The sequence below is a fragment of the bacterium genome (assembly GCA_035295165.1).
Lineage (GTDB): Bacteria > Sysuimicrobiota > Sysuimicrobiia > Sysuimicrobiales > Segetimicrobiaceae > JAJPIA01.
On sequence record DATGJN010000072.1, the window covers coordinates 1 to 11509 of the forward strand.

The 11509-nt window shown below is 60.1% G+C and carries 10 protein-coding genes; 8 read left to right on the plus strand and 2 right to left on the minus strand.

Annotated elements, in window-relative coordinates:
• Positions 1-864: helix-turn-helix domain-containing protein (locus tag VKZ50_11370; protein HLJ60318.1), on the minus strand; the 864-nt coding region annotated here is incomplete at its 3' end.
• Positions 865-1754: 890 nt separating this feature from the next.
• Positions 1755-2738 (minus strand): IS110 family transposase, encoded by a 984-nt coding sequence (locus tag VKZ50_11375; protein HLJ60319.1) that lies wholly within the window; start codon positions 2736-2738, stop codon positions 1755-1757.
• Between the two features lie 245 nt (positions 2739-2983).
• Between VKZ50_11375 and VKZ50_11380 the strand changes: the two genes are divergently transcribed.
• From VKZ50_11380 to VKZ50_11415, 8 genes are all read left to right on the plus strand, one after another.
• Entirely contained in the window at positions 2984-3934 is a 951-nt protein-coding gene (locus tag VKZ50_11380) for a gamma-glutamyltransferase (GenBank protein ID HLJ60320.1), read from the plus strand.
• 36 nt (positions 3935-3970) lie between these two features.
• On the plus strand, positions 3971-4561 hold the full coding sequence (locus VKZ50_11385; protein HLJ60321.1) for an amidase: 591 nt from the start codon (positions 3971-3973) through the stop codon (positions 4559-4561).
• Positions 4562-4839: 278 nt separating this feature from the next.
• Positions 4840-5637, plus strand: coding sequence for an IclR family transcriptional regulator (locus VKZ50_11390; protein HLJ60322.1), 798 nt, complete (start codon positions 4840-4842; stop codon positions 5635-5637).
• Positions 5638-5642: 5 nt separating this feature from the next.
• Positions 5643-6752 (plus strand): Gfo/Idh/MocA family oxidoreductase, encoded by a 1110-nt coding sequence (locus tag VKZ50_11395; protein HLJ60323.1) that lies wholly within the window; start codon positions 5643-5645, stop codon positions 6750-6752.
• A 23-nt stretch (positions 6753-6775) separates the two neighbouring features.
• The gene (locus VKZ50_11400; GenBank protein ID HLJ60324.1) at positions 6776-7705 is read left to right on the plus strand and encodes an ABC transporter permease; all 930 of its coding nucleotides are present in this window, start codon (positions 6776-6778) and stop codon (positions 7703-7705) included.
• A gap of 81 nt (positions 7706-7786) precedes the next feature.
• The gene (locus VKZ50_11405) at positions 7787-8608 is read left to right on the plus strand and encodes an ABC transporter permease (protein HLJ60325.1); all 822 of its coding nucleotides are present in this window, start codon (positions 7787-7789) and stop codon (positions 8606-8608) included.
• Positions 8609-8716: 108 nt separating this feature from the next.
• Positions 8717-10294, plus strand: coding sequence for an ABC transporter substrate-binding protein (locus tag VKZ50_11410; GenBank protein ID HLJ60326.1), 1578 nt, complete (start codon positions 8717-8719; stop codon positions 10292-10294).
• A gap of 39 nt (positions 10295-10333) precedes the next feature.
• On the plus strand, positions 10334-11245 hold the full coding sequence (locus VKZ50_11415; protein HLJ60327.1) for an allantoinase PuuE: 912 nt from the start codon (positions 10334-10336) through the stop codon (positions 11243-11245).
• Positions 11246-11509 lie beyond the last annotated feature (264 nt).

Sequence of the window (11509 nt, forward strand, 5' to 3'; positions counted from 1 at the left end):
TTCTTCGGCACGGGGGTCACCCGCGTCCGATACTATCCTACACCGCATCCACCCCCGGGTCCAAGCTGGGGGCTTGACACTTTCATCCGTGGTCCAGGCGTGGCGCGGTTTGGTGCGCCGATGCTCGATCCCCAGTTCGCGACAGGCCGTCAGGAAGCGCCCGTAGAACTCCGGCCCGCCATCGGGCAAGACGGCGCGGACCGGATGCCCGGCGCGCTGGTAGGTGGGCGCCACGCGGGTCCGCAGGAACGCGGTGGCCGTCGCTTGGGTGACCCGCGGCACGAGCGTCGCGATCGCGTACGAGCAGGCGGCATCGCAGGCCGTCAGCTGCCAGACTTTCCCGACCCCCTTCAGCTTCCCGACATAGAACGCGTCGATGCAGACCAGATCGCCTGGTTGGACCGCGGCGACGTGCGGCCGGACGACCCGTCGGCGCGTCCGTTCGGTCAGCAGGCCCTGGACGTCCAGCGCCCGCGCTTCCAGGCGGGTCAACCGTTCCCAGCGCGTCTGCAAGCCATGGCGCTTGAGAATCCCGTACACGCCCGACGCACTGACCCGCCACCGGCCCCAGCGGGGCTGCCGGAGTTGGGCGGCAATCCGCGCCGGCCCGTGGGTCGGCCACAGCAGCGCGTACGCCAACACCGCGTGCTCCAGGGCTGGGGTGGCCTGGCGCGGCCAGCGCGCTGGGCGGGTCGGCCGGGGCCGCAGGCCGTCTGGGCCATACCGCAGCAGGCGCTGCCGCCAACGGTAGAACAGGGTCCGGGAGATCCCGGCCTCCTGACAGGCCCGGGTCACATTGCCCAGCTGCGCGGCGCGTTGCATGAGCATAAGCCGATGATGGCGAACGCTGTCCTCGAGGGTCACGTCCGTCTCCCTCCTTCCGAAACCCGGCAGGTCTCGGTTGGAGTATTCGGAGGTTGGACTGTGACCCTCTTGCTGTCACGGGAGGTACCCCTCCAAATGTTAACACTACGTTCAATCAGTACACACTAGTAAAGGATTTGCTCCTGTCCGATCTCCTGACGCATGACTCCATAGTTCGCAAGAGAAAGGGCTTTTCGGGCATATCAGGCGAGCAGGGGGATTGCTGATGGATCTGATGCTACTGCAGGCAGGGCTCGCGGTCATCTTGGCAAGCGCGTTTTGGCTAGCTTCACCCGATTTTTTGGAAACGGATGTACGTAACGCTTTTCTAGCGACGCTGCTTCAATCGGGGGTACCTCCAAGGGGCATGGGTGCGTTGGACCTGCTTGGAGAAAGCACACCACTCTTGGCCTTCCGACACGGCTGTCAACAGTCACACTTGGAAAGGCTGACCTGGCGGAACGCCACACCAAACTGGAGGAAGTAGAGCGCCGGGCAAGTCAGGGCCCCGGGCGATGCAGGCCTTGAACCCACCATGCCTCCGCGCCAGCCCGCTCCAATCAATGACGACGACCTGCTCGGAACCGCTTGATGGGCAAGGTTTTGCAGTGCACACTGCCGCAGTACTCCAAAGGTAGATCTCGGACACCCGATCACAATTGCACGCAATTTGCATCTATGAAAAGGCCGTGCCTGTCAATCCCTCCCCGTGCTTTCGAGTAGTCCTTGCTACGCCTACCCTTGCCAACTCGGAGCTCGGGTGCGACCCGAGGTCATTCATCTATCCGTGCCCGTGGAGGGCACACCATGTGATCCGACTCGGGCTCCCAATCACTTGGCGGGTCCTCTACGGGACCATGCAAATTCAGGGGAGTCCCGAGCTCTCAGCCCTAATGGGCATGGCGCAGCATCCAGTAGATCGTCGTGAGTAGTTCGCGCGCCGCCGCCACCCGGGCCAGTTTGGCCCCCTTGCGCGGCGCGAGGCGCTGGTAGATCTGTTGGTAGCGACCTGGCCGGCGAACCGCATGCAGCACGGCCTCGATGAGGATCCAGCGCAACCACGTCGACCCCTGTTTGGAGATGTGCCCCGTGTAGACGCGCCCTCCGCTCCCGCGGACAATCGGGGCAAGCCCAGCATAGGACACCAGGTGCTTCGGACCGGGAAACCGCGTGATGTCCCCGATCTCGGCCAGAATGAGCAGGGCGGTGTAGTGGCCGACTCCTGGAAGGCTACAGAGTGTTTGGGCGAGGGGCTTGGCCTTTGCCTCCTGATCGATGGTCCGCGACGCGTCGAGAATCTGTGCGTGTAAGGTGTCCAGCACCGCGAGGAAGCCCTGGAGTGCCTGCTGGTAGACGGGTCGCAGGGGCAGCGTGCCTAGCCAGGCGCGGCCCTGTCCCCCAAAGGCATCGGTGTACGGACACTCATAGCCGTGCTTGAGGAGAATGGCATGCACGCGGTTCTTGAGCATGGTCTGGAGCCGGACGAGCACGGCCCGGTACCGCAGCAGTTCGCGGAGGTCGCGGATCTCGCGGGGCGGGATGTAGGCCGCAGGAACAAGGTCCGTGCGCAGTAAGTGCGCCAGAATCGTGCTATCGACTTTGTCGGTTTTCACTTTCGCTTCCGCGATGGCACGCGTGCGCAGCGGATGCGCGAGGGTGACCGGGATGGCTAACGTCTCCAGGAGATCATACAGATGGTACCAATTCATGCTGGCCTCGATAACCACACGAGCCGGCTCCGCGACGTCACCAAAGAACTGCGCCAGCGCGTCGCGGCTGTTGGTCAGCTTGCCCTGCCGCCGGATCTGCCCCGTGGCATCCATCTGCGTGTAAAAGGTATACCGCTTGTGAATATCAAACCCGATGTACTGCACGGCTGTGCCCTCCTCCATTGTGCGAGATTGGACCCTCGTTCAATGGTCTTCGGCTCTCGGAGGGCACGGCCTTTCCATTACATCACTTGCGGCGTCGCATGAGAGGGCCAACGGGGGGATCTCCCACCCTGTTCCGTCCCCGCAGATACAGTGCTGTACCGTTGGCCAACTTGCCGGGCTCACTACCCTGGGTTGCCTAACCACGGGAAACGCGGGGGCCGTCTGGTTCCTAGACCCTGCAGGTCCTGTACGGCGACGGGCCCTGGAGCCAGGGACCGGCGTTCCTCGAGGCGCTCGGTATTCTCGATGGAGTTCCGATGGACGGATCCACCCCGCACAACCCCGAGGTCATCCACCACATGGTGGAAGCGCTCAAGCTAGCGTTCGCCGACCGCGAGCGGTACCTCGGCGATCCTCTTGTCGTGAAGGTTCCGATGGAACAGCTCCTGTCGCGATCGTACCTTGCCGAACAGCGCGCGCGGATCGACCCCCACGTAGCATACCCTGGCTGTCCCCCGGCGGGTCACATCGCGGGGTTCCCCCGTGTGGAACCGCCGCCACCGGCAGGCGAGGCTCCGGTTGCGACGGCGCGTACAGTGTCGGCTGATCTTCCGGGCACGTCGTATCTGTGCGCGATGGATCGCGAGGGCAATATCTTCTCGGCCACGCCGAGCGACGGATACAGCCAGAGTGAGGTCATCCCGGGACTTGGCTTGGCGATCTCCGAACGTGGTCTGCAGGGAAGTCTGAACCCGGATAACCCGAACGTGGTCGCACCCGGAAAACGCATCAGGCTCACGCCGAATCCTGCTCTCGTACTGCGTGACGGCGAACCTTTCATCGCGATCGGGTCGCCGGGCGCGGATCGACAGCCCCAGGCGATGACGCAAGTATTGAGCAAGATACTGATCTGGCACATGAACCCTCAGCAAGCGGTGGAACACGCGCGGTTCGCCTCGTACTCGTTCCCGCAAGGTGCATTCCCGCATCAGTACGAACCTGGTAAGTTGCGCTTGGAAGCAGATGTACCAGAGGATGCGACGGCGCAACTGCGTGCATACGGGCACGATGTAGACCGGTGGCCGAAGTGGTCCTGGTCAGCCGGCGGGGTCTGCGTCGCGATGCGGGACCCGGAGCGGCGGGTCTTCGTGGGCGGTGCTGACCCCAGGCGCGAAGGGTACGTTGTCGCCGTCTAACAGCATGCGTTCTCGCGTTGGACCACCCCTGGCCTCATGAACGGCGTGGCTGACCTGCTCCAAGAGGCTTCGGTCGAGGAGGTGGCCGGCTTCATTCGCAGCCGAGCCGTAACCTCGATCGAGGTCACTGGCGCCTGCCTTGAGCGCATCCACAAGCTTGATGGCGCACATCACGTCTTCATCACGGTGCTGGAAGAGGACGCACTCGTCGCGGCGGCCCGGGCCGACGACGACGTGCGGCGCGGCAGACTGATTGGGCCACTGCACGGTGTCCCCGTCAGCGTCAAAGATGCGTTTCTAATGCGTGGCACGCCGACGACGGTCGGGGCTGCTGTGCTCCGGACGCACGCACCAACGGAAGGCGACGCCGCGTGTCTGGACCGCCTCCGGGACGCGGGCGCTGTGTTGCTCGGTAAGGTCAACGTCGGCAGCGGAATCGCGTGGCAGGCGGTCGCGCTAAGCCAGAGCCGGCTACCGCCTGCCGAGAATCCATGGCGGCGCGGGTATACGCCAGGCGGGTCAAGCAGCGGCTCCGCCGTCGCCGTGGCCCTGGGCATTGGGCGGACTGCCGAAGCGCTTGGGCTCCGGGGATTGTCAAAAGAGCAGATCGCGGCGCTCGTGACCTAGGGCTCACTGATGCGCCATACCGGGCCGATGCGAGGCCACGGGTAAGGATTTGCAGGATAAGTCGGGCGGTCAGGCGTTTGACCTGCAGTCTCATCGGTGATGAATTCACTGAGCCGGATCTTGCGCGGTTCCGTCCCGTGTCGTTGCGCGGCGTGCCGTCGGGGTTCGTAAGTAAACGCGCCCATTGTGCAACATTTGATCGATTTTAGTGGGTATGTTGACAAAAACTAAATCTTCATTGTACTATTTGCGCATCATCGATCATTGCGTGGAGATAAATGGCCAGACAAGACGCCACGAGATCCGTACTGCGAGCTCCTCGATCGATCAAGTCAGTTCACAGGTCTTGCCGTATCTTACGCTATCTGACGGATCAGCCAGCGGGTGCGGCATTAAATGACATTGCCGCGCACTTGGACGTTCACAAGAGCACGGCGTTGCGCTTGCTTACCGAACTGGAACGCGCCGCGTTGGTACAACGAACGTCTCATGGTCGCTACGGACTCGGACTTGCGAACGTCGCTATGGCGGGCAGCGTACTCAGTCATCTCGAGGTCCTCAAGGTCGCTGAACCATTCCTAAGAGATCTCGTCAAGCTTACTCACCAGACGGCCAACCTCACGGTCAGGCTTGAGCACGAAATCCTCAATATCAATCACGTCCTGCCGTCGGACATGCTCCCGAGCTTTGATTGGATTGGGCATCGGGCGCCACTGCACCGGGGAGCGGCTGCCAAGGCTTTGCTCGCGCATCTTCGTGATGACGAGATCGCCGCTTATCTGGAAGAAACACCGAATAGCGTGCCCGACCGAAGTACGTTCTGGGATCAGATGCAACAGATCCGCAAGCTCGGGTTTGCGGTGAACCGCGGCGAGGTCGATCCAACGGTCTACGCGGTGGGTGCGCCGATCTTCAACGCGGAGGGCCGTTGCTGCGCTAGCATCTCGATCGCGGGATATCAGGAAGACTTTTCTGAGCAGCGCATCCGCGAATTCTCCCAGCTCGTGATTGAAGCAGCACAAGGGATCTCTCGACGACTGGGCTTTTCAGGTCGTCGGGCGGTCGGAATCGCGTGAGATACATGAGCGCTGACAGAAAGATCCGTGTAGCGATTGTGGGCGTTGGGATGTGGGGGGCAAGGACGCACCTCCCCACATTCGCGTCGATGGATGACGTATGCGTCGTCGGGTTAGCCGACTCCCAGCTCGACACCATAAAGCCGCTTGCCCGCGAGTACGGGATCGAACACGCACATGCCGATGCTGGAGAGATGCTTCGAGCGGTTGGCTCCGTTGATGCCGTCGTCATTGCGACACCGACGGACACGCACCGGGACGTCGCGCTCATGGCGATCAATGCTGGTGCCCATGTGCTGTGTGAAAAACCACTCGGCTACGCTACTGTAGATGCTCGTGAGATGGTCACTGCCCTACATGCTCGAGAACGTGTCGGGAAAGTAGGGTTTCTGTTCCGCTATTCACCAGTCGTCGAACGAATGAAGAAACTCGTCGAAGATGGTGTCATTGGAGAAGTTCAGTTGTTTGAAAGCATGGTCGTGAATGCGCAGTTCATCGACTCGACCAAGCCGCTCCATTGGAAGATGGAGCGGTCCCGTGCTAACGGCGGAGTTTTTGTTGAGTATGGGGTACACAGCATCGACCTCGCTCTGTGGTTCGGGGGACCGATTGCAAGTGTGGTTGCCCACGGTCTCACTCTTATTCCACATCGATCACGCGATGGGCTGCAACGTCAAGTCGATGTAGATGATGCGACCTCTTGGATCGCAACGTACCGCCACGGTGGGGAGGCTCTATTTCGCGCTGGGTGGGCGTCCCTACCAATCGGTGGTGGCGGAATCCGCGTATACGGCAGTAATGGATCCTTGGCTTGGCAGCTCGACCCGACGACTCGTCGAAGCGAGAAACTCATTGTGTCAACCATCGACGCTCCTGAACCTCGGGTGGACTTTGAGTTCCAGCCGCCGTTTGACCCCAAGACGGACACCGGCGTCCACCCGCTAGGTCTACTCGCTCGTTACAATGCGCGCCTCGACGCCAGTTTCGTAGATGACGTGCGAGCTGGACGGGTATCTGGAGCGAGTTTTGACGACGGCTTAGCTGCACAACGCGTCCTTGGGGCCATCCGCAAGTCGTTGGATGAACAGCGGTGGGTCGACGTTGAGGCGGAGTAGGCGTTGAAGAGTAACGGCGCACCATGGTAGGCTACATCGTACGCCGGCTCGGCGCGACCGTCCCGGTCCTCTTCGGCGTGTCTGTGTTAGTCTTCGCCATTATTCATGCAGTCCCGGGGCATCTTGTTCAACTCATCGCGGTGCGGTCCTTTGCGGCCCTTACTCCCGCCCAAGAAGAGCGCATCCGTCACGAGTTAGGACTCGATCGTCCGCTCGTCGTGCAGTATGGAGACTTCGTGGACAAGGCCCTCAGGGGCGACCTGGGGCGCTCGTTCTATACCAATCGTCTTGTCACGACCTCGATCATAGAACAACTCCCTGCGACGTTGGAGCTGGCGGGCGCCGGAATGCTGTTTGCGGTCGCCGTTGGAGGGGGGTTGGGGCTGGTCGCGGCGATCCGACATAATAGTTGGCTTGATAACCTGGCAATGTTATTTTCGCTGGGCGGCCTCTCGATCCCGATGTTCTGGTCGGGCTTGTTGCTGATCTACCTATTCGCGGTGCGCCTACATTGGGTCCACATCGTTGGTGGAGCCGGATGGAAAGCGCTCGTTTTGCCAGCGATTGCTCTAGGTTACGATGCGGCGGCTTTCATCTCCAGAATGGTCCGATCCAGCGTTCTTGAGGTACTCCGCCAAGAGTACGTTCGCATAGCATACGCAAAAGGCCTGAGCGAACGTACGGTCATTTTTCGTCATGTGCTTAAGGCCGCTATGATCCCGATTGTTACACTAGTGGGGTTGAATGCCGGCCGATTACTCAGTGGGGCGGTCGTAGTTGAGACGGTCTTTGCTAGACAGGGCATCGGCCGTCTCGCGGTCGAGGCTATCCTGTACAAAGATTATTTTCTTGTGCAAGGAGTTGTTCTTCTTGCCGCTCTGATCTACGTGTCGTTGAATCTCATGATCGATATCTCGTATGCGTGGCTGGACCCTCGCATACACTATCAATGAGGCCGTGATTTGAGCGTTGGAACTCTCCGCACTGCGGAGCAGCGGACCGTTGACCGGGAGCCTACACGGGGGCGTTTTAGGGTGTTTCGACGTCGCCTCACCCGGAATCGTGCGGCCCTCGTCGGCGGCGTGGTGTTTGTCATGGTTGTGCTGAGCGCCGTGCTCGCTCCGATTGTGGCACCATATCAACCGGATGCGCTCGATTTCACGGCAATGCTGGCACCACCAGGCCCCGCGCATCTCTTTGGGACTGACGAGCAGGGGCGCGATTTGTTGGCACGCGTCCTCTACGGCGGGCGTATCTCTCTTAGTATGGGTTTCGTTGCTGTAGCAATCGCAGCCGGTATCGGCGTCGCTCTCGGATTAGTGGCCGGCTACTACGAAGGCTCGATCGGGTCACTCATAATGCGCGCGATGGATGTCATGCTTGCTTTCCCCGGGATCCTGTTAGCGCTCGCTGTAGTCTCGATGCTCGGGCCGGGTATCACTCCGGTTATGGTTGCTGTGGGCATAGCTTCGATCCCGCAATTCACTCGGGTGACCCAGAGTAGCGCTCTTGCTACCAAAGAAGTCGAGTATGTTCTTGGTGCTCGGGCAGTCGGATCTTCGCCGACGCGCATCGTCGTACGACACATTCTCCCAAATATCTTCGCACCGATCATGGTGCTGATCACTACCGGACTCGCCGCAACTCTTATCACAGGGGCTGCATTGTCCTTCCTAGGGCTCGGTGCGCAGCCTCCCACTGCCGAGTGGGGGAACATGCTGGCCAACGGCCGCGTCTACCTGGAAACAGCGCCTTGGATCACAATTTTCCCGGGCCTGGCGATCATGGTTACTGTGATGGCGATCAATCTATTTGGCGATGGACTCAGGGACGCTCTCGACCCTCGACTCAAGTAAGACGCGCGTGCGGCGAGACCGCGGAGAGGAGGAGCATTCATGCGAGGAACTGAGGGACGGCCAAGTTCAGCCGAACGGTGGAGTCGTCGTGAGGTCCTTAAGCGAGGAGTGGCGTTCGGCGTTGCCGCTACCGCAGTAAGGGGCTTGTTTGGCCCAGAGCCCGGGATTGCCGCAACACAAATTCAAGGTGGGCAGTTAACTGCGAGCATGTTTCTTGAGCCCAACACCCTTGATCCTGCGGCGGCGACCTACATTCCGGGGATCGTAGTTTTGAAAAACGTGGTGGAAACGCTGGTCGAGTTTGACCAGAACAGCAAGCCTCATCCCCGTTTGGCGACCGATTGGAAGGTATCGCCCGACGGCAAACAGTGGACGTTCAGACTACGCGAGGGCATCATGTTCCACGATGGCACACCATTTGACGCGGAGGCGGTCAAGTTTTCCTTTGATCGAATCCTTAATCCCGAAACAAAGGCTCAGACCGCCATCTCAGAATTAGGCCCTTACGAGTCGAGCCAAGTCATAGACTCGAAAACCATTAAGCTCAATTTCAAGGAAGCCTACGTGCCCTTTCTTCCGAACCTTGGTGATGTAGTGTTGGGGATCGTATCCCCGACCGCTGTCAAGAAGTACGGCCAGGATTTCGGCAACCATCCCGTCGGCACAGGGCCGTATGTGTTCAAAGAGTGGGTACGGGGTGATCACGTCACCGTCGTTCGGAACGACAAGTACGTAAACAGTTCCCAACTGGTCGCTCACAAGGGGCTTCCTTACTTCGATACCCTCGTCTTCCGAATTATTTTGGAGGATCAAACGCGGCTTGATACATTGCGAAGCGGTGAGGCGGACTTCATCTACCGCATCCCCGCAGTGAATGTGGCAAGCGTGGAGAGCGATCCCAAGTTCCAGGTCTTCAAGAACATGTACGCTGGCGACCCTGTTATGTTCTTGATCAACCGGCAACTATTCCCGACGAACGACCTTGCAGTCGCCCAGGCGATGCAGTTCGCTGTCAACAAGCCAATCCTCAGCAAGATTGCGACAGCCGGAACATCCCCAGTCGCGTGGGGTCCGCTGAAGCCGGTCGTCTGGGGTTACAATCCGGCCGTTGAGAAGCTGTACAGGTATGATCCGGCAAAGGCGCGCCAAGTACTGGAAGAAGCTGGCTGGAAGTTGGGGAGTGACGGCATCCGAGTCAAGAATGGAAAGGCTTGTCAAATGGTGTGCGATGTGAAAGCCGACCCGGTAACCGTATCAATGCTGACGGCGATGCAGGGGATGTTCAAAGCGGTCGGAATTGGCCTCGATATCAAGACGATGGCGTTGCCAGCTTCCGAAGAGCTAGCGCGTGAGGGGAAGAGCAATATGACCTTCATGGAGTGGCGGGGCATCGACCCGGACATTCTGACTGTGCACTACCATTCAAAGAATATCGGTGGCTGGAACATGGGGCACTTCAAGAACGCGGAAGTGGACCAGCTGCTCGATACGGCGCGCGCTACTCTCGACCAGACGAAGCGCCTGGAAATGTACCATAAGGTGCAGATGACCATCATGGAACAGGCGGCCACACTGCCATTGTTTAATCTCCTCCAGGTTGACGGTGCCAAAGCATCGTTAAAGGGCGTACGGTACGATGTATACCGCTACTATCCTGAATGGTACGATGCGCACTTCGCATCCTAGCTCGCATGAAGTGTGCCGTCCGGTGGCGGAGGGGTAATTGTGCTTAAAGACGGGCGCGAGCGAAATTTCGTTGGCTATGGACAACATCCGCCATCGGTCGGCTGGCCTGACGGAGCACGCGTCGTGGTGAGCTTCGTAGTCAATTACGAGGAAGGAGCAGAACGCAGCATATTAGATGGTGACCCAACCAGCGAGGCGTTCGGGGAGATCCGATACCCGATGCCCGAGGGTGTTCGTGATCTGGCGGCGGAGTCCAACTTCGAGTACGGGAGCCGAGTGGGCGTCTGGCGCTTGCTCGACGTTTTCGCGAAGCACGACGTGAAGACCACGTTTTTCGCCTCTGGGCGAGCACTTGAGAGAAACCCCGCAGTCGGCTCGACGTTGAGAGAACTCGGACATGAAGCGTGCAGCCACGGGTATCGGTGGGGCGAGCACTTTAATATGACGGAAACCGAGGAGCGCCTCGAGATTCGGGCGGCGGTTGCAGCCATTGAAAGATGCGTTGGTACAAGACCCGTGGGGTGGTATTGTCGATACGGTCCGAGCGAACGGACGCGGAGGCTTCTGATGGAGGAAGGAGGCTTTCTCTACGATTCCGACGCATACAATGACGAGTTGCCATACTACGTGCCGCTGCTGGGGAAGTTTTGGCTAGTTGTCCCGTATGCGGCTGATAGCAACGACGGGAGGTATTTCAGCGCCCCCGGATTCGGAACACAGGAAGATTTCTTCCAGTACCTGGCCGCAACGTTCGATCGTCTACACGACGAGGGAGAGCGGACGCCTAAGATGATGTCGGTTGGACTTCACTGCCGCATTTCCGGACGTCCGGCGCGAGCCACTGCCATTGATCGGTTTATTCGCCACGTGAGGCAGCGCGGCAACGTATGGATCGCCCGCCGCGATGAAATCGCCCGATTCTGGTTGCAGGATCACCCGCCGACTGTATGATGCTACAAAGCAGCTTCAAGCACTGGAGATGGTCAATGAGTTCCGGGTGAATCAGATGTCGTGGGAGGGGCCGGTGGCGCACCAGTAACGCGGAGTGCACTGCAGAGGCACACGGCACCCTCCCATGATGGTCCCGCGCTGGCCAAACCCACACGGCGGTGCAGGCCACTATTCGCGCGACCCTGCCCGGATCACCGGCCAGGGGTTGGGCATCTCGCCGAGCGGCACTTCGATCAGGCCGGGGCGATCGCGGCCGAGCGCATC